Source organism: Microcella sp. (assembly GCF_046293215.1).
Taxonomy (GTDB): Bacteria; Actinomycetota; Actinomycetes; order Actinomycetales; family Microbacteriaceae; genus Microcella.
This window is the reverse complement of the sequence record NZ_JBKBPI010000013.1, coordinates 1-17418: the sequence shown is the minus strand read 5'-3', so window position 1 is coordinate 17418 and position 17418 is coordinate 1. Positions and strand designations below refer to the sequence as shown.

General features: G+C 70.2%; 21 protein-coding genes, 1 tRNA gene and 1 riboswitch. Of the genes, 9 read left to right on the top strand and 13 right to left on the bottom strand.

Going from position 1 to position 17418, the window contains the following annotated elements; translation table 11 throughout:
- Window positions 1–42 precede the first annotated feature (42 nt).
- Both ACK4SC_RS11115 and ACK4SC_RS11110 read left to right on the top strand, forming a co-directional pair.
- A complete protein-coding gene (locus ACK4SC_RS11115) occupies window positions 43–762 on the top strand; it encodes a TVP38/TMEM64 family protein (protein ID WP_409617968.1) in 720 nt (239 codons plus the stop codon).
- Complete coding sequence (locus ACK4SC_RS11110) at window positions 762–1388, top strand: CDP-alcohol phosphatidyltransferase family protein (protein ID WP_409617966.1); 627 nt, start codon at window positions 762–764, stop codon at window positions 1386–1388. Before ACK4SC_RS11115 ends, ACK4SC_RS11110 begins: the two co-directional genes overlap by 1 nt.
- A gap of 25 nt (window positions 1389–1413) precedes the next feature.
- Here ACK4SC_RS11110 and ACK4SC_RS11105 read toward each other — a convergent pair whose 3' ends face one another.
- The gene (locus ACK4SC_RS11105; RefSeq protein WP_409617964.1) at window positions 1414–2868 is read right to left on the bottom strand and encodes a dihydrolipoyl dehydrogenase family protein; all 1455 of its coding nucleotides are present in this window, start codon (window positions 2866–2868) and stop codon (window positions 1414–1416) included.
- Between the two features lie 99 nt (window positions 2869–2967).
- On the opposite strand from ACK4SC_RS11105, the gene ACK4SC_RS11100 reads away from it, so the two are divergent.
- From ACK4SC_RS11100 to ACK4SC_RS11090, 3 genes are read left to right on the top strand one after another with little or no spacing between them, the layout of a single operon-like run.
- The gene (locus ACK4SC_RS11100) at window positions 2968–3603 is read left to right on the top strand and encodes a class I SAM-dependent methyltransferase (protein ID WP_409617962.1); all 636 of its coding nucleotides are present in this window, start codon (window positions 2968–2970) and stop codon (window positions 3601–3603) included.
- Window positions 3600–4130 (top strand): GNAT family N-acetyltransferase, encoded by a 531-nt coding sequence (locus ACK4SC_RS11095; protein WP_409617960.1) that lies wholly within the window; start codon window positions 3600–3602, stop codon window positions 4128–4130. The genes ACK4SC_RS11100 and ACK4SC_RS11095 overlap by 4 nt, the downstream gene beginning before the upstream one ends.
- Entirely contained in the window at window positions 4127–4966 is an 840-nt protein-coding gene (locus tag ACK4SC_RS11090) for a glycosyltransferase (RefSeq protein ID WP_409617958.1), read from the top strand. Before ACK4SC_RS11095 ends, ACK4SC_RS11090 begins: the two co-directional genes overlap by 4 nt.
- A 15-nt stretch (window positions 4967–4981) precedes the next feature.
- Here ACK4SC_RS11090 and ACK4SC_RS11085 read toward each other — a convergent pair whose 3' ends face one another.
- The 3 genes from ACK4SC_RS11085 to ACK4SC_RS11075 form a co-directional block, all read right to left on the bottom strand.
- A complete protein-coding gene (locus ACK4SC_RS11085; protein WP_409617956.1) occupies window positions 4982–6082 on the bottom strand; it encodes a hypothetical protein in 1101 nt (366 codons plus the stop codon).
- Between the two features lie 107 nt (window positions 6083–6189).
- Window positions 6190–6849 (bottom strand): response regulator, encoded by a 660-nt coding sequence (locus tag ACK4SC_RS11080; protein ID WP_409617954.1) that lies wholly within the window; start codon window positions 6847–6849, stop codon window positions 6190–6192.
- Window positions 6846–8318, bottom strand: a complete 1473-nt coding sequence (locus ACK4SC_RS11075) for a GAF domain-containing protein (protein WP_409617952.1) — start codon at window positions 8316–8318, stop codon at window positions 6846–6848. The genes ACK4SC_RS11080 and ACK4SC_RS11075 overlap by 4 nt, the downstream gene beginning before the upstream one ends.
- A gap of 53 nt (window positions 8319–8371) precedes the next feature.
- Window positions 8372–8480, top strand: a riboswitch (TPP riboswitch).
- A 57-nt stretch (window positions 8481–8537) separates the two neighbouring features.
- Between ACK4SC_RS11075 and ACK4SC_RS11070 the strand changes: the two genes are divergently transcribed.
- The 3 genes from ACK4SC_RS11070 to ACK4SC_RS11060 are packed head-to-tail and all read left to right on the top strand — an operon-like array spanning window position 8538 to window position 11999.
- Window positions 8538–9221: an ECF transporter S component gene (locus tag ACK4SC_RS11070; RefSeq protein WP_409617950.1), complete on the top strand. Its 684-nt coding sequence runs from the start codon at window positions 8538–8540 to the stop codon at window positions 9219–9221.
- Window positions 9218–11503, top strand: a complete 2286-nt coding sequence (locus ACK4SC_RS11065) for an ATP-binding cassette domain-containing protein (RefSeq protein WP_409617948.1) — start codon at window positions 9218–9220, stop codon at window positions 11501–11503. The genes ACK4SC_RS11070 and ACK4SC_RS11065 overlap by 4 nt, the downstream gene beginning before the upstream one ends.
- Complete coding sequence (locus tag ACK4SC_RS11060; protein WP_409617946.1) at window positions 11496–11999, top strand: ATP-binding protein; 504 nt, start codon at window positions 11496–11498, stop codon at window positions 11997–11999. The genes ACK4SC_RS11065 and ACK4SC_RS11060 overlap by 8 nt, the downstream gene beginning before the upstream one ends.
- Here the strand turns inward: ACK4SC_RS11060 and ACK4SC_RS11055 are convergent.
- The 7 genes from ACK4SC_RS11055 to ACK4SC_RS11025 form a co-directional block, all read right to left on the bottom strand.
- Window positions 11977–13188, bottom strand: coding sequence for a hypothetical protein (locus ACK4SC_RS11055; RefSeq protein WP_409617944.1), 1212 nt, complete (start codon window positions 13186–13188; stop codon window positions 11977–11979). The genes ACK4SC_RS11060 and ACK4SC_RS11055 overlap by 23 nt on opposite strands.
- Before the next feature lie 14 nt (window positions 13189–13202).
- Complete coding sequence (locus ACK4SC_RS11050; RefSeq protein WP_409617942.1) at window positions 13203–13589, bottom strand: metallopeptidase family protein; 387 nt, start codon at window positions 13587–13589, stop codon at window positions 13203–13205.
- The gene (locus ACK4SC_RS11045; RefSeq protein WP_409617940.1) at window positions 13576–14070 is read right to left on the bottom strand and encodes a DUF2017 family protein; all 495 of its coding nucleotides are present in this window, start codon (window positions 14068–14070) and stop codon (window positions 13576–13578) included. Before ACK4SC_RS11045 ends, ACK4SC_RS11050 begins: the two co-directional genes overlap by 14 nt.
- Window positions 14067–14366 (bottom strand): ATP-dependent Clp protease adapter ClpS, encoded by a 300-nt coding sequence (gene clpS, locus ACK4SC_RS11040; RefSeq protein ID WP_409617939.1) that lies wholly within the window; start codon window positions 14364–14366, stop codon window positions 14067–14069. Before clpS ends, ACK4SC_RS11045 begins: the two co-directional genes overlap by 4 nt.
- An 80-nt stretch (window positions 14367–14446) precedes the next feature.
- Window positions 14447–14522: transfer RNA gene (locus ACK4SC_RS11035), tRNA-His, on the bottom strand.
- Window positions 14523–14562: 40 nt separating this feature from the next.
- Window positions 14563–15204 carry an oligoribonuclease gene (gene orn, locus ACK4SC_RS11030; protein ID WP_409617937.1) on the bottom strand — a complete coding sequence of 214 codons (642 nt, stop codon included), beginning with the start codon at window positions 15202–15204 and terminating at the stop codon, window positions 14563–14565.
- Window positions 15201–15890: a GDSL-type esterase/lipase family protein gene (locus ACK4SC_RS11025; RefSeq protein WP_409617935.1), complete on the bottom strand. Its 690-nt coding sequence runs from the start codon at window positions 15888–15890 to the stop codon at window positions 15201–15203. Before ACK4SC_RS11025 ends, orn begins: the two co-directional genes overlap by 4 nt.
- A 115-nt stretch (window positions 15891–16005) precedes the next feature.
- On the opposite strand from ACK4SC_RS11025, the gene ACK4SC_RS11020 reads away from it, so the two are divergent.
- A complete protein-coding gene (locus ACK4SC_RS11020; protein WP_409617933.1) occupies window positions 16006–16272 on the top strand; it encodes a glutaredoxin family protein in 267 nt (88 codons plus the stop codon).
- Here ACK4SC_RS11020 and ACK4SC_RS11015 read toward each other — a convergent pair.
- Window positions 16228–16938 (bottom strand): potassium channel family protein, encoded by a 711-nt coding sequence (locus tag ACK4SC_RS11015; protein ID WP_409617931.1) that lies wholly within the window; start codon window positions 16936–16938, stop codon window positions 16228–16230. The two genes, ACK4SC_RS11020 and ACK4SC_RS11015, sit on opposite strands and share 45 nt — an antisense overlap.
- A 106-nt stretch (window positions 16939–17044) precedes the next feature.
- Window positions 17045–17284, bottom strand: coding sequence for a helix-turn-helix domain-containing protein (locus ACK4SC_RS11010; RefSeq protein ID WP_409617929.1), 240 nt, complete (start codon window positions 17282–17284; stop codon window positions 17045–17047).
- Between the last annotated feature and the right edge of the window lie 134 nt (window positions 17285–17418).

Here is a 17418-nt window from a genome sequence, read left to right as displayed (position 1 = left end):
GTGCTCCTTTGGTGGTGTGGGCACTCATAGACTGACCCACTCATGGACGAATCGACTGCAACGCGCCCCGACGCCGATCGGAGGACATCGTCGCGCACGGCGATCGTCGTCAAGGCGGTCACTCTTGCCGTATTCGTCGCCCTGGCCGTCACGGTTGGGATGCTCGTGGATCTTCCCGAGCTCGAAGAGATTCAGCAGACGGTCGCCGACCTCGGCCCCGCCGCCGTGTTCGCCTTCATCGGCGCGTACGGTCTCATCACGCTGACCCCGGCGCCGAAGGCCGTGCTGTCGATGGCGGCCGGTGCGGTCTTCGGTTTCTGGGCGGCCGTGCCGATCGTCATCGCGGGCGCCATGATCGGCGCGACGGCCGCGTTCTTCCTCGGACAACTGCTCGGTCGCAGTGCGGTCGAGCACTTCATCGGCCCCAAGGTCGAGAAGATCGACCGCCTGCTGTCGCGGCGGGGGCTCGTTGCCGTCATCGGGGTGCGCATGGTGCCGGTTATTCCCTTCACGGCAATCAACTACGCCTCCGGTCTCACCGGGCTGCGCCGGCGCGACTACCTGCTCGGCACCGCGATCGGCATGATGCCCGGCATCGCCGCCTATGTCGCGATCGGCGCCTTCGGCTTCGACCTGGACTGGCCATTCTGGCTGGCCCTCGGCTCGCTCGGCGTGCTCACTGTCGGAGCGGGGCTGTTTGCCTGGCGCTGGAAGAAGCACGACGAGGACAGCGACGACGAGAGCGACGGCGAGAGGGCCTGATGCTCGATCGCTCGCTTCGTCGCGCCCTCGAGGCTCCGCTGGCGGCCGCAGCGCGCATCCTCGACCGTCCCGGGATCACGCCCGATGGGCTGACCCTCACGGGGCTCGGGCTGGGCATCGCCTCGGCGGCGCTCGCCGCGGTGCAGTGGTGGGGGTGGGCGCTTGCCCTGTGGCTCGTCTCCCGCGTGATCGACGGCCTGGACGGTGCGCTGGCGCGTCGACGTCGCGCTGACGGGAGGGGGACCGACAGCGAGGCGGGCGGATTCCTCGACATCACCGCCGACTTCGTCGTGTACGGCGCGGGCGTGTTGGGGGTCGCCATCGGGGCGACGGCCGGCTTCGACGCGGCCTGGTGGCCGTTCCTCGTTGTGCTGCTCGCTTACTACGTCAACGGCGCCGCGTTTCTCGCCTTCTCGTCGATCGCCGAACGCACGGGCCGACGCATCGACGACGGGCGCTCGCTGTCGTTCCTCGGGCGCATCGCCGAGGGCACCGAGACGATCGTGGTGCACGCCCTCTGGCTGCTGCTGCCGTTCTGGGCCGAGCCAATCGCCCTGGTGTGGGCGATCGTCGTCGCCATCAGTGCGGTGCAGCGCGTCGTCGCCGGCTACCGCGCGCTCCGCTAGCGCGCACGGGCTTTCGCGAGGGCCCTCAGCGCACGACGAGCGTGCGCAGGCGCCGCAACACGGCGATGACCCGGCGAAGCGTTGGCCGCTCGAGCCGGGCCCGCACGTCAGCGATCGCGGCGTTCCAGAGCGCGTCCGAGTAGGTGGGGTAGGCGTGGGTCACAGCGCCCAGCGCGCTCGTCGTGAGACCCTGCGCGACGGCCAGGCTCGCCTCGCCCAGCGTCTCGCCGGCGCGCGGGCCGACGATCGCGGCGCCGCGAACCCGGCCCCGAGCATCCACGACGAGTCGGGCAAAGCCGACGGTCCGACCGTCGGCGATCGCCCGGTCGGTGTCGGCGAGCGGGACCTCGCGAACCGTGAGGCCGAGTCGCTCAGCGTCGTTCGGTGACACCCCGACCGCCGCGACCTCGGGGTCGGTGAAGGTCACGCGGGGCACGGCGGTCAGGTCGAGTCGGCGCCGCAGGCCCAGCACGGCGTTCGTCGCCGCGAGCGAGCCGCCAACGCCGGCTAGGTGTGTGAATGCGGGCAGTCCCGCGACGTCGCCCGCGGCCCGGATGCGGCGGTTGCTGGTGCGCAGCGTCGCGTCGACGCGCACGAAGCCGCGCTCGTCCGTTGCGACACCCGCGCGGTCGAGGCCAAGCCCCGCCGTGCGCGGGGTGCGACCCGTCGCCACCAGGAGGGCATCGAAGGGATGCTCGGAGCCGTCATCGAGCACCAGCGCGCCGCCGCGCCCCTCGGCCCGCACCCGTGCTGCCCGTGCCCGCAGCACGACCGTCACGCTGTCGCTGCGCAGCGCCTCGGCGACGATCGCGGACGCATCGACATCCTCTTTGGGAAGCAGTCGCTCTCCGCGGTGGACGAGTGTGACCGCGCTGCCGAGCCGCGCCCAGGCCTGCGCGAGCTCGCACCCGATCGCGCCGCCGCCCAGCACCACGAGCCGAGCGGGACGCTCGCGCAAGCCCCACACCGTCTCGCTGGTCAGCGGGTTTGCGTCGGCCAGCCCCGGGATGTCGGGAAGGGCGGGGGAGGAGCCGGTCGCGATAACCGCCTGCCGGAAACGCACGGAGGCGCCATCCACGCTCGCGGTGGTCGGCGAGGTGAACACGGCGGTGCCGGCCACGACCCGCGCCCCCGTCGCTTCGACCGACGCGACCGAATCGGCTGGCTCGATCGTGCGGATCGCGTGGTCGATGTGGTCGAACACGCTCGTGACGTCGATGCGAGGCGGCTGACTGCCGACACCGAGCGCGTCGCGGTCGCGGAGGGCGACGGCGGCGTGGGCGGCTGCGATCAGGGCCTTCGATGGGACACAGCCCGACCACAGGCAGTCGCCGCCGAGGCGCTCGCGCTCGACCAGCAGCACGTCGGCGCCGAAGCGGGCGGCGCTCTTTGCCGCCACGAGTCCGGCGGTGCCGCCACCGACCACAAGAACGTCGACGCGCGAGGGAGGAGGCGTAGGCGAGGGCACGCTGACCGTCATGGGCTGAGGCTAGCGGGCGGTGGGGCTTGTTAGCCTGTGGCGGGCCCGCACATCGCCGGTGCCCCTCTTCTACCCGTGTTGTCTTGCCAGGAGGCGATGGTGCCGAGCCGCGAACGCTATCGCCGCGGGGCGCGGCTCTACGACGTCGTCTCGGGCGAGTGGCCCGTGTACGGCGCCGGGAGGCGGGCCGCCCTCGACCTTCTCGCCCTGCGCCCCGGCGACCGGGTCATCGACCTCGGGTGCGGTACGGGTCTCAACCTGCCGGGCATTCTTGCCGCGATCGGGCCGGCGGGGCGCGTCGTGGGCGTCGACCGCAGCCCGGAGATGCTCGCCGTTGCCCGGCGCCGCGTGCAGAAGGCCGGCGCGACCGCCGCCGTGAGCTTCATCGAAGCCGACGCGACAACTCTCGACCCCGCAGCGGTAACGGATGCCCTCGGCGCCCCGGCCGATGCCCTCATCGCCACCTACACGCTGTCGATCATGTCGGATGCCCGCTCGGCCTGGCGTCGCGCGACCGCCGCCTGCCGACCCGGCGCGCGGGTCGCGATCGTCGACATGCAAGACCCCGTCGGGCCGTTTCGTGTCTGCGCTCCGCTCGCGCGGGCGTTCGCGGGTTTCGGCGGAGCGAATCTCGACGCGCATCCGTGGCGCATGATTGACGAGGATGCGCGGAACGTGACCGCGCGCGCATTGCGGGGGGCGCATATCCAGGTTCGACAAGGAGTTCTGCCATGACGAGTGCCCCCGCCCTGCCCGCTGGCGTGCGCCTGCGCCCCCTCACCCCGGCCGACGCGCACGCCCTGGCCCCCCTGAACGACGCGGCGACGCCAGCGGTGCCGATCACCGCGCCCGACGATCTCGCGCGCCTCATCGCACTCTCGGCGCTGCCGCTCGGCCTCGACCGCGCTGGTCGCCTCGTCGGCTTCGTGCTTGCTCTCGAGCCGGGAGCCGACTACGACAGCGAGAACTACCGATTCTTCGAGGAACGCGGTGTTCCGAGCATGTACGTCGATCGCATCGTGGTGAGCGAGAGCGAGCGCGGCTCCGGGCTCGGGCAGGCGCTCTACGCCGCGGTGTTCGAGGCGGCCCGCGAGCGCGGGTTCGCCGAGGTGACATGCGAAGTGAACCTCGACCCGCCGAACCCGGGATCGCTCGCCTTCCACGGCCGCCTCGGTTTCCAGCAGGTCGGCGAGCAGGCGACGAAGGGCGGCACCGTCACGGTGGCGCTGCTCGCCGCGCCCGTGTCGGGGCGCAGCTCGTGACGACCCCCCTCACGGTCTCGATCGTCATCCCGGCGTACAACGAGGAGACGACGATCGAGCCCTGCATCGTCGCCGCCCTGACGCAGACCGTTCCGGCGCACGAGATCATCGTGGTCGACAACCGGTCGACCGACCGCACCGCGGCGATCGTGGCCGAACTGCAGGCGGCCCACCCCGACGCACCCCTGATCTACCTTCCCCAGTTCGACGAGCAGGGTCTCGTGCCGACGCGCAATGCGGGGCTCGACGCCGCCACCGGTGAGGTGCTCGGCCGCATCGACGCCGACAGCGTGCTCGAACCGAACTGGGTCGAAGAGGTGCAGAAGGCGTTCGCCGACCCCGAGGTCGCCGCCGCCACCGGGCCGGTGCTCTACTACGACATGCCGCTGCGACGGTTCGGCTTGAAGGCCGACGACACGCTTCGCCGCGCGATCCTGCGGCTGGCGCGCGAATACCACTTCGTGTTCGGCAGCAACATGGCCCTGCGCGCCTCCGCCTGGAGGGCGATCCGCAGCGAGGTGTGCCGAGACGAAGACGACCTCTTCCACGAAGACATCGACATCTCGGTGCACCTGTACGACGCGGGCTTGACCGCACGCTACGTGCCGACCATGGTGGCCGGCATGTCTGCCCGTCGCATCGACGACAGCCCCCGCGACTACTACTCGTACGTCGGCCGTTTCGACCGCACCTACACGCACCACGGCGTGCGGAGCCGCCGGCTGCGGGCGCCAGCGTGGGTCTTCCTCGCCATCTACCCGGTCGCGAAGGGGCTGCGCTGGGGGCAGGGCGAATGGGATGCTCGACGCCCGCATCCTCCTGGCTCGCGTCGCTGACGGCGCGCGCGGTCGCTAGTAGCGCAGCAGGCCGCTCAGCGGAGCGGGCGCATCCTCGTCCGTCACAACGATGCGGGCCGCCGTCGCCAGTACCGCACTGAGCAGCTCATCGAGGTCCTCGTCCTGACGCGTCGTAGCCTCAGTCGTGACGACGAGGGTGCCGACCCGGCCCTCGAGCGCGGCGGTGAGTAGCTCGGCCGGATCGCTCGTCGCCGAGCCGTCGTGACGCCCCAGCGACGCGGCGACGCTGTCGACAGCGTCAGCCCGCTGCTCGTTCAGCTGGGCCTCGATCGCCGCAACGGCGTGGGCGTGCAGCTCCTCGGCCGACAGGGCGTCGGGGTTGTGCTCGACGTCCGCGGAAAAGAGCCCGCTCGGTCGCAGCAGCCCCAGCATGTCTGCACCCGCGACGAGCACGATGCGCTCGTGCCGGTCGTTTGTCGCAGCGCTGAGCGCCTGCACGATGGCCTGCGCGTGGTCGTGCTGCCGTGTTTCGCGCCACTCCGGCGGGGCGTCACCGTAAACCTGGGCGTTGCTGATGGTCGCCGTGCCCGTGTTGGGCCGCAGCGGCGGGCTCGCCTGCACCGGGTTCTCGTAGTCGTTCTCGACGGCGTCATCCTGGGCGCTGTCGGGCAGTCCGGCGTCGAGTTGCTCGCCAAGCCCCGCGCGCGACGCACTGTAGAGCCGGGCGCTGTCGTGCGTGGCCGTGACGATCAAGAACGCATCGTCGGCGTCGAGGAGCGACAGTGCCGGGGCGATGCGAAAACGGCGTCCGACGCTCACCTGCGCGTCAACCTCCATGGGAAGCCGAATGAGGCGCGGGGAATGACCGCGGGCCACGAACACACCGAGACCTGCACCCTGGTTCTGCCAGAGTTCGTGGTCGTCGAGCAGGGCGGCCACCGGGGTGAGAAGGGCGGCACGTTCGTCGTCATCCGCTCCCGCCTCGCTCAACTGCTCGCCCGCATCACGCAACGCGTTTTTCAGCACCGTGCTGTTCGCTGCCGTCTCTTTGCCGGTCGTGGCCATCGGCACGAGGATGCTGACCGCGAGTTCGGGCTCAGCGGTGGCGAGGTCAATCAGTGTCTGTGGCGTGGCGGTTTCGGTCGTTGCGTACATGCGTTCCTCCGTGATCGAGCACCCGCGGGGGCGGGCGCAGAAGAACCGCCGAGGCTAGTTGTGGGCCCTGGACGCCCTCTCAGAATGCTCGCGGTGTGCGCGTGGCGCTACGAATCCGACGGCGAGCGCTTGGGCAGCCACTCGGCCGCCAGGACGGCCGCCTGCGTACGGCGTTGCATGCCGAGTTTGGCGAGGATGCCACTCACGTAGTTCTTAACCGTCTTTTCGGCGAGGTACAGGCGCGCGCCGATCTCTCGGTTCGACAGCCCCTCGGCGATGAGGGCGAGGATGTCGGTCTCGCGGCGGGTCAGCCCGTCGAGCGGCGTCGTTTCGTTCGCCGCCTGGCGAACGCGCGCGGTGACCCGCTCGACGACGGCGGGCTCGAGGAGCGTCGCACCGGCGTTCACCAGCCGGATCGCCTCGACGAGCCGGGTCGCCCGAACCTCCTTGAGCAGGTAGCCGTTGGCGCCCGCGAGAACGGCCGCGAAGACGGCCTCGTCATCGTCGTAGGAGGTCAAGATCAGGCAGCCGATGTCGGGATTCGCCGACTTCACATCGCGGCACACGTCGATGCCGCTGCCATCCGGCAGCCGTCCGTCGAGCACGGCAACCGTGGTCTGAGTAGCGAGGATCGCCTCGGCGGCCCCGGCGACCTGGCCCGCCTCACCGACCACCTCGATTCCGTCTTCTGCGTCGAGCAGGTCGGCCAGGCCGCGCCGCACAATCTCGTGATCGTCGAGAAGGAACACGCGAACGGGGGTGGTCATGATGCTCCCCAGGGTACGCGCCACAGCAGCTCAGTACCGCCCGTCGGGGGCGAGGTGACGGCAAAGGTTCCGCCGCGCTCGACGGCTCGGCCACGCAGATTGTCGAGGCCCGACCGCCGGGTCGATTGCCCCAGCCCCCGCCCGTCGTCGACGACCCGGATGCTGACCTCGGCACCCTGGACCGCGACCGCCACGTCGACGCGGCGCGCCTGGGCGTGACGGACGGCGTTCGAGAGGGCCTCACGCACGACGGCGACGACCTCGTCACCGAGTTCCGAGTTGACGAGGGTGTCGACCGGCCCCTGAAACTCCAGGCCCGAGTCCAGGTCTTCGCCCTCGAGGGTTTCCCGCACAAGCGTGTTGATGCGCGCGCGCAGACTGTACGCGGTGGCCGATGGGGGAGCGGAGAGCCGGTAGATCGCCTGACGGATCTGCCGAATCGTTGAGTCGATCGCGTCAACCTGGGTGGCGATGCGCGCCCCCGTCGGCGTTGTCGGGTCGCCCACCACGCTCTGCAGACTGAGGCCAACGGCGAACAGACTCTGGATGACGTGGTCGTGCAGGTCGCGTGCGATGCGGTCGCGCTCGTCCGACAGGGCGATGCGCTGCTCATCGACCCGCGCGCGTGCGAGCTCGCGGGCAATCGTGACGGATTCGACGAAGCGGGTGAGCGTGGCCTCATCGTCAGCGAAATCGCGCGTGCCGCCGCGTGCATCCGAGTGCGGATCAACCACGAGCCGATCATCGTCGTCGACCGTGATCGCCTCGGCGGTGCCGCCGGTCAGCGCCATCGCTGCAGCGACGATGGCGCGCCCGTCGTCGGCCGACAACTCGCCCGCGAGCAAGCGCCGAGAAATCTCTTCGGCGGCCTCCAGCCACACCCGGGAGCGCTCAGAGCGCGCATATAAGCGCGAGTTGGCGATCGCAGTGCCGGCCATGGCGGCCAGACTCGCGATCACGCTCGCGTCCAGGTCATCGAAGGGGCCAGAGTCGCGCTCGGTGAGGTAGAGGTTGCCAAACGCCTCGCCTGCGACATGAATCGGAACGCCGAGAAACGAGTTCATGGGGGGATGGTGCTCAGGGAAGCCGACGGACCGCGGGTCGTCCGACAGGCGGGGAAGGCGAATGGTGGCGTCGTCGGCGATGACCGCACCGAGGATGCCCCTCCCCGTCGGCGGCGGACCGAGTCGCGCGACCGTCTCGTCGTCGAGGCCGGAGTGCAGGAAGCGCTCCAGACTGCCGTCGCGGGCGATCACCCCGAGGGCACCGTACCGGGCCCGCACCAACTGGCGGGCGGCCTCCACGATGCGTTGCAGCGCCGTCGTCAGGTCGAGGTCTCGGGTGACGGCCTGCGCCGCCGAGAGGAGGAGGCTGACCCGGTGGCGCCCTTCCGACTCGTCGGCCGCATCGTCGAGCACTCGGCGAACGAGAGTCTCCAGCTCGTCGCTCTCTCCCGCCGTCGCAGCCATGACCGGAGTCTACTGAGCGGCGGCCCACCGGCCCATCGGCGAGGCGTACACTGGGCTGCGTACACGGGAGCCCGACTGTCGGGCTGAGAGGAAGCCGCTCGGGCTTCGACCGTCGAACCTGATCCGGGTCATGCCGGCGCAGGGAGGACATCTCGCACCCGTGCCGTTACGGGAAACGGTGCGTGCCACGCGCGCGCACCCCAACGAAAGGCACGTTTCATGACTGCATCTTCCGCCCCCCAGGCGCGCTCGACGCGCAGCCTCGGCCGCCTACGCTGGCGCGTCGTCGACATCGTCGTCGCCAGCATCGTCGGCGTCGCCGTGGGCCTCGTCTTCTTCGCCTGGAACCTCACCTACAACCCGATCGGCAGCGCCCTCGGCGCTCTCCTGCCCGGCGTGCAAGGCAGCGTCCACGGCGTGTGGCTCATCGGCGGCGTGCTCACGGCGCTCATCGTGCGCAAGCCCGGTGCCGCCATCTACGGTGAGATGGTCGCCGCGACCGTGTCGGCCCTGTTCGGCAACCAGTGGGGGCCGCTGACCCTGCTCTCCGGACTCGTGCAGGGTCTTGGCGCCGAGATCGTGTTCGCGATCCTGCTGTACAAGGCGTGGGGCATCGTCGCCGCGATGCTCGCTGGAGCCGGCGCCGGCGTCGGAATGGTCATCCTCGACCTGACCCTCTGGTACGCCGGGGCGGGCGCCCTGTTCGCCACCGTCTACGCCATCTCGGGCATCGCCTCGGGCGCGATCATCGCCGGACTGCTGTCGTGGCTGGCCATGCGAGCGCTGGCCCGAACGGGCGCCCTCGACCGCTTCGCCGCCGGCCGCGAACGGGGCAGTGACGACGACCTCGACGATGTCCCCGCTGAACCGGCGTCCGACGGCGAGCCCGCCGCGACCCGGTGACCTCAGCGCTACCGGCGGGCGCCGGCACCCTCACGCAGCCCAGGGCGGCTCGGCTCGCGGCGCACGGCTTCGGCTGGCGTCCGCGCGGTCGCCGCGCCCCGGTGCTCGCCGACATCGATCTCACGATCGAACCCGGCGAACGCGTGCTGGTGCTCGGCGCCTCCGGTAGCGGCAAATCCACCCTGTTGCAGGCATTCGCCGGGGTGTTGGGCGGCGATGACGACGGCGATCGAAGCGGCACCATCACGGTCGACGACCGCGACCCGCTGGATGCCCGTGGCCGGGTCGGACTGCTGCTGCAAGACCCCGAGGCCGGCATCGTTCTCGAGCGCGCCGGCGACGACCTCGCCTTCGGCCCGGAAAACCTCGGCGTGCCGGTGCCCGTCATCGCCGAGCGTCTCGACGGCGCCCTCGACCGGGTGGGCCTCGACATCACGCCCGCCCGCCGAACGCCCGAACTGTCGGGCGGCCAGCAGCAGCGGCTCGCCCTCGCCGGCGTGCTCGCGCTCGAACCCGGCGCGCTGCTGCTCGACGAGCCGACCGCGCAGCTCGATCCCGCGGGGGTCGGCGAGATCGTCGAGGCCGTCATCGCCGCCGTCGAGCGGCACCAACTCACCCTCGTCGTGATCGAGCACCGCGTCGACGTCTGGCGCGACCACATCGACCGCGTCATCGTTCTCGACGGCGGCACCGTCGTTGCCGACGGTGACCCCGCCGACGTGCTCGACCGCGAGGGAGCGGCGCTCGCCGATCGCGGAGTGTGGGTTCTTGACCGGCCGCCCGTGCATCCGCCCGCCGCGGTGACGCCGATCGTCGACCGCGCCGTGCTCATGCAGGCGCGGGGGGTGACGGCCGGTCCCGTCGGGGCCGCGCCGGTCGTGCACGACGTCGACCTCACGGTGCGCGAGGGCGACATCGTGGCGATCACCGGCCCGAACGGCGCCGGAAAATCGACCCTCGCCCTCGCCCTCGCCGGGCTGCTGCCGCGCGCGGCGGGTGTCGTCACGACGGGTGACGGGCGCGACCCGGCGGAGCTGAGCTCCGTCGAACTCTCGCGGGCCATCGGCGTTGTCTTCCAGAACCCCGAACATCAGTTTGTCGCCGCCACGGTGCGCGACGAACTCGCCCTCGGCACGGGCACCGTGCCTGCCGAGCTGCTCGACCGACTCGGGCTCGCGCGCCGCGGAGGCACGAGCCCGTACCGGCTCAGTGGTGGTGAGAAACGACGACTCTCGGTCGCGACCGCGATCGCCGCCGGCCCCCGCGTGCTGATCCTCGACGAGCCCACGTTCGGTCAAGACCGGCGCACCTGGGCAGAACTCGCCGCGCTGCTTGCCGAGCACCGCGACCGGGGCGGTGCCGTCATTATGGCCACGCACGACCGCGAACTCATCGCCGCCCTGGGCGCGCGCGAGCTCCGGCTGACGACACGCTCGGGCGACGACGCGGACGGCCCGGCGCGCGAGACGGCAGAGACACCACCCTCGGAACCCGAGCGCTCGACGGCGCGCGAGCCACTGCTCAGCCGGCTCAATCCGGTCGCGGCGCTCGCTGCCGGCCTGTTCCCGGCCCTCATCCTCGTCGCGACGATCGACATCGTGTCGGCGGCGGTCGCTGTGACCCTGCAGGTGCTCCTGCTGCCGCTGCTCGGCGTCGACGCGCGCACGCTGATTCGCCGCACGGCCCCCGTGTGGATCGCCGCACCGTTGTCCGGCCTCACGATCCTGCTCTACGGCCAGACCCGCGGCCAGGTCTACGTCGAGTTCCTGTTCGTCCGCATCAGTGACGGCTCCATCGAGCTCGCGATTGCCACCGTTCTGCGTGTGCTCGCGATCGGCATTCCCGCCGTCGCGCTGTTCGCCCGCGTCGACGTGACCCGCTTCGGCGACGCGCTCGCGCAAACCCTGCGCCTTCCGGCGCGTTTCGTGCTCGGAGCGGTTGCGGCCCTGCGCATGCTCGGGCTTCTCGGCACCGACATGCGCATGCTCGAACGTGCCCGGCGCGCGCGGGGCCTCGGGGACCGGTCACGGCTGCGCCGGCTGCCCGGTCTCGTGCTCGCGTTGCTCGTGCTCGCCATCCGCCGTGGAGCGGCACTCGCGGTCGCGATGGAGGCGCGGGGTTTCGGTGCGCCCGTCACGCGCACGTGGACGCGCCCGGCGCCCTGGCGCGCGATCGACACCGCGACACTCACCGTCGCGCTCGGCATCGCCGTCATTGCGACCATCGCGGCCGTGGCGACGGGCCAGTGGAACAGCATTCTGACGGGGCGCGAGTTTGGCTAGCGGCGCGCCCCCGATCATCCTCATTGACGGACGTTCGGGCGCGGGCAAGACCACGATCGGTCGCGCGCTCGCCGACCGCGAGGGTGCCACGCTCCTCAGCCTCGACGATGTGTACCCGGGCTGGGATGGACTAGAAGCGGCGGAGCACCACGTCCTCACCCACGTGATCCGCCCCTTCGCCGCGGGCGGTCCAGCGCGGTACCGGCGGTGGGACTGGGCACGGGCATCCGCCGCCGACTGGGTCGACGTTGACGGCGGCCGCCCTCTTGTGATCGAGGGCTGTGGGGCGATTGGTCCGGCGGCGAAGCGTCTCGCGGCGCGCGCCATCTGGGTCGAACTCGACGACGCCGAGCGGAGGCACCGCGCGATTGAGCGCGACGGTGAACTGTTCGCTGCTCAGTGGGAGCGATGGGCGCGTCAAGAGGAGTGGCACGCCCGGCTGCACCGGCCGCGCGCGCTGGCCGACGAGGTGATCAGCGGTTCCAGCGGTCGATGACCGTGAACGGATCGGCGAAGCGCCAGCCGACCCCCGGTTCCGTGATCGTGTCGGCCGCCTCGAGAATGACGACGGATCGGCCGTCGCCGGTGGTAACGACCATGCGGCCCACGGTGGTGCCGCGCAGCACGGTCGTGCGCTCGTCGATCTCGAAGGTCACCTCGACCTCCCCGGGGCTGAGCGCGGTCGTCTCCACCGTGTCGTTCGCGACGATGCGGGCCGTCTGACCCCAGTCGGAAACGTACTCGGCGACCGTGTCGCCCGGTGAGACGATCGTCGTGGTGCGCAGGTTCTCTTCCAGCGCGGTCACCACCGAGCGCAGGGCCTCCTCCGCAGCGGGGTAGCTGGGCTGGCCGTACAGCGCGATCGTGACGGTCGTGCCGGCGATCTGCACCGAGGTGAGAATGCACACCCCCGCCTCGTCGGTGTAGGTGTTGACGTAGCCGTTCGCGCCGATTTCGGGCAGGAAGCGCGTGTTGTCGCTGAAGCTCGCCCCGGTCGACACGGTCGAGGGCCGCAGCGCGTAGATGTCGGCCATCACGGGCTGCTGCGCAGTGAGCTGGGCAAGCAGCGCAAGGTCGGAGGCCGTCGCGGTCGTTCCCGGGTTGATGCCCGACACGTCGGCGACCTGAGTGTTCTCGAGGCCGTTCGCGTCGAGCCAGGCTCGCGCCGCCGACTGGTAGGCGCCGAGATCGCCGAAAACGTCGATGGCGAGGAACTCGGCGAGGTTGTTGCCTGAGCCGAGCAGCGTGGCAACGAGCAGGTCACGCCGCGTCCACGGTTCGCCGACGAACACCGGGACAGTGCGGATACCGGCGCCGGCCAACTCTCGGGTGCGGGTGACGTGCCCGGCGTCGATGATGAGTGCCGGACCGGTGCGCCCCACCTCCAGCGGCTCGCGGTCGAGTACGACGTGGGCAAGAATCAGCCGCGCCGTGCCCGCGATGGGTCGTTGACCGTCGTCGCCGGCTGTAATGGGGTCGCCGGTCGGCAAGACGACGGCGGAGGCGCCGACGTCGGGCAGCTCCAGGGCCGCGCCGGCCTCTCCGCCGGTCTCAATGCTGCGCTCGACCACCTCAAGCGGCGGAATGGGGCTCAGCATCGCTCCAGCGGCATACACGGCGCCCGCCGCGACGGCGAAGGCCATGAGCCCGCTGATCACTCGTCCGATGCGTCGTCCTGCCCCCATACCGCAAGGCTAATTCAGCCCCACCCCAGGCGATGCAGTTCTTCGTCATCGATTCCATAAAAATGAGCGATCTCGTGCACGAGCGTCACGTGAATCTGCTCGCGCAGCTCATCCAGGTCGCCTCCGGCGTGGGCCATGAGCGGCTCGCGGTACAGGATGATCCGGTCGGGCAGTTCGCCGAAGCCGTACTGGCCCCGGTCGGTCAGCGCCACGCCCTCGTACAGGCCGAGCAGGTCGAGCGAGCCGTCTTCCGGTCGCGCCTCCGTGACGAAGATCACGTTGTCGAGGCCGTCCACCATGTCATCGGGCAGCGCATCGAGTTCGTCGACCACCAATTGTTCGAACTCGGCTTCCGTCAACGACAGCGGTTCGGGATGCTCGGTGCCGCTATCGTCCGCCATCGAGCGCCCTCACCAGGTCGTCTTGAATCCAGGCGAGCCACCGGTACAGGTCGGCCGCTTCGGGCGGGTCGCTCGCCCCCTCGTCTCCGTCGACGACGATCCCGAGCCGGTCGGCGAGGATCAGGCGCAGATCGCCGATGGCGCGCATCCAGTCGACGGCTTCGCTCTCGGTGACCGAGAGGGGAGCGGGGCCGTCGCCGGCGGCGATCGCGTGCAACGCCGTGGTCATCGTCGCGGCGAACGCTCTCTTGCGCTCGATAAGGCCGCGGCGGCTCAGTTCGCGCCACTCGAGCGCGGCCTCGTCATCGTCGCGGTACGCGTCGGGAAGAACCCGGTGCAGTGCCGCGTCGGCCGCGGTGTTGCCGCCCAGCCCGTCGGTCAGGAGCTGCTGCAGCTGCTCGCCCAGTGAGATGAGAATCGTCGCCTCGTACGGTTCGAGCACGGCCTGGTAGCCGCCATCGTGCGGCTGGAAGCCCCTCACCGCTCGACCCGTTCAACGGTCGCCCACAGCCCGTACTCGTGCATGGCTTCGACGTGACGCTCCATCTGCTCGCGGTTGCCCTCGGCGAGGACCGCCCGCCCGTCGGTGTGTACCTGCATCATGCGACGCTCGGCGGTGGCGGCATCCAGTCCGAAGTGGCGACGAAACACCCACGAGACGTAGCTCATGAGATTCACGGGGTCGTTCCAGACCACCGTTCGCCACGGCACTTCGGCCGCGTGCTGGGGCGTCTCCACGACCTGGTCGTCGAGGGCGGGAAGCGGTGCGGCGGTCATCACCCCATTGTCTCGCACGTCGGTTATGCGCACCCGAGAACGGCACGAGGCCCCGCAGTACTGCGGGGCCTCGTGCTAGCTGGGGTGAGTAACGGGGCTTGAACCCGCGACCTCCTGGACCACAACCAGGCGCTCTACCGACTGAGCTATACCCACCGAGCGTCGCACAACGGCGACCGGTCAATGGTAGTACAGGCTAGTGCCCGCCGCGCACCACGGGCAGGTGGGCGGCCCAGTCGTCGACGACCTCACCAGATACGACCTGCAGTGTCTCCGTTGTCGGCCCGGGGTCGGCCACAAAAGCCGCGCGACGGTAGTAGGCGAGTTCGCGGATGGACTCGAGGATGTCGGCCAGAGCGCGGTGGCCACCATTCTTCTCGGGGGCGTTGAAGTAGATGCGCGGGAACCAGCGTCTGGCCAGTTCCTTGATCGACGACACGTCGACCGAGCGATAGTGCAGGTGCGCGTCGACCGACGGCATCGAGCGCTGCAGGAAGGCGCGATCCGTGCCGATCGTGTTGCCCGCGAGCGGGGCGGCGCCGGCGGTCGGAACGTGTTCGACGATGTAGTCGAGCACCGCCTTCTCGGCGTCGGGAAGGTCGGCGCCCAAAGCCAGCTCGTCGAGCAGGCCCGATGACTCGTGCATCTGCCGGACGAAGTCGCTCATGTTCGCCAGCGCCGTCGGCGAGGGGGCGATCACGATCGAAAAGCCGGGATGCACGGGGGTGAGGTCGTAGTCGGTGATGACGACGGCGACTTCGACGAGTTCGTCGACGGCGAGGTCGAGCCCCGTCATCTCGCAGTCGATCCAGACGAGACGGTCGTTGGCTGCACTCACCCGGGCAGTCTACCGGCGGCTTCTGACACGGGCGGCGGAAGCCCGTCGCGGTAGGGAACACCGAGCGCCTCGATCGCTCGCCGAGCGAGAATTCGATGCCCGGCCGGCTCCAGGGTGAGTCGCTCGATCGCGCCGAACGGCCGAGCGCGAACCTCGGCGATGCTCCACGCATCCACCACCGTCGCGCCGCGTTCCCGGGCGATCGACCAGAGTTCGGCCGTGAACTCCGCGCTGCGCTCCACCCGTCGGCGGGGGATCAGCGGCGACGACGCCCGCAGGGTTGACACGAGCACCACATCGCATCCCACGCCCCGCAGTTGGGCCACTGCGTGGTCGACGAGCGCGGCGAGAGCTTCCGGGCTCGCGCGACCGGCGACGAGTTCGCTCGAGCCGGTCATGATCGTCACCAGGTCGGGCAGATCGCTGAGCGTCGCGTCCAGTTGGGCGCCGGTGACGTCGGCGACGCGCGCCCCCTCGCGAGCGTACGATCGCACGTCCACGACCGGACACGGCCGCGAGGCGCGCGCCGGCGGGTCGGATGCGCGTGGTGCGGCGACCGCATCCAATCCGATCGCGAGGCGGTCCACCCACGTCCACAGAGCCTCCCGAACGTGATCGGTGCCCGCCGCACGGCGCAGGGAGCTGGCGGAATCACCGAGGGCTCGCACGCGCATCCATGCCTTCACGAGAGCAGTGTGCTGCCTCGAGCGGGTCGCGACCCGAGAAATCGGCCCAGGGCGAGCATCCGTCACGCACTGTTCATCCGCGGTTCGCCGAGGGAGCGCGGCGTAGCATGGGGCCGTGCGACTCGAGCTCTACACGTCAGCGTTCTGCGACCCCTGCCACCGCGCGCGCGACGTCATCGCCGAGGCGCAGCGACTCGTACCCGCGCTGGAGGTCGTCGAACGCGACGTCGCGGCGCACCAGGAGCGCGCTGCTGACCTCGGGATCCGCTCGACCCCGACGACCGTCATCTACGCGGCAAACGGTGACGAGCACCTGCGCGCCGAAGGCGTGCCGACGCTACCGCGGCTTCTCACCGCTCTCGCCGCCGTCGCTGACCGCTGACGCCCCCTCGCCGCTGAGGCCCGCTTCTCGCTCGGCCTTCGCCTGCTCGTCGACCTCCTTGATGCGATCCACGAACCACGACGCCAGCGTCGCCGTCACCGACCCCACGAGCGCGATCCCCGCGATCATCAACCCCGATGCGATGATGCGGCCCGTGCCGGTGATCGGGTAGAGGTCGCCGTAGCCGACCGTGGTGATGGTGACGAGCGCCCACCAGAGAGCATCGGGGAACGTCGTAATCAGCGCGCCGTCGACGTTCTGCTCGGCGTCGAGCACGCCCAGAGCGCCGATGAGAATGATGACGAGCGCCGAGACCGTCACGTAGACGGTGACCTTCCCCCGGAACGCCGACCCGGTCGCCTTCCGCAGCACCGTGAGCAGGGTGAGCAGGCGCAGCAGGTACAGGGGGCGGAAAAACGGCAGCGCGACCATGAGCAGCAGCGGGATGTTTCGCCAGAACCAGCGCGCGCGGGGGCGAGCAAGTGCCAGCCGCGCCACGTAGTCGACCGCAAACACGACCCACAGGATGAGCAGTGCCACATCCAGCACGATCAGCGTCGTGCCGGTCGGCTGCCCGATCACCAGCCACGAATACACGCCGAGAAAGACGACAGCGGCCGACGCGATCGGCCATTCCGCAACGCGGATCCAACGCTCGTACGTCATGTCATCCACGGTAGGCAGACGGCCCGGATCCGCGGCGGGGGCGCGCCGCTCCGGTACCCTGAACGCGGTAAAGCCCTCGTAGCTCAGCGGATAGAGCAGGAGCCTTCTAATCTGAAGGCTGAGGTTCGTCTCCGTGCTCTAGCCAGTCCTCGTCTACGCCGGTTTCTTCGGCCCAGGCTTTGAGGACGTACTTCTTGATCTGGCCGGTCGTTTCGTATTTGCGTACGGAGTCGCGGTGGAGGCCCATCGTTTCTGCGAAGGCTTTTTGGTCGAGCCCTGTCAGCTCGCGTGCTTTGCGTAGCCGGTCGCCTTTGGTGAAGGTTGGCCGGATTGTCTGAATAGTCATGATGCCGATGTTACGGCACTAGGGCGTGAGGGCGCAAGACCAACTCACACCACGACACGCCGATGAATCGGCAAAAGTTGACGCAACGCGACCCGCGCCGTATCTTCGGCACATGCTGAAAAACCAACCCGACC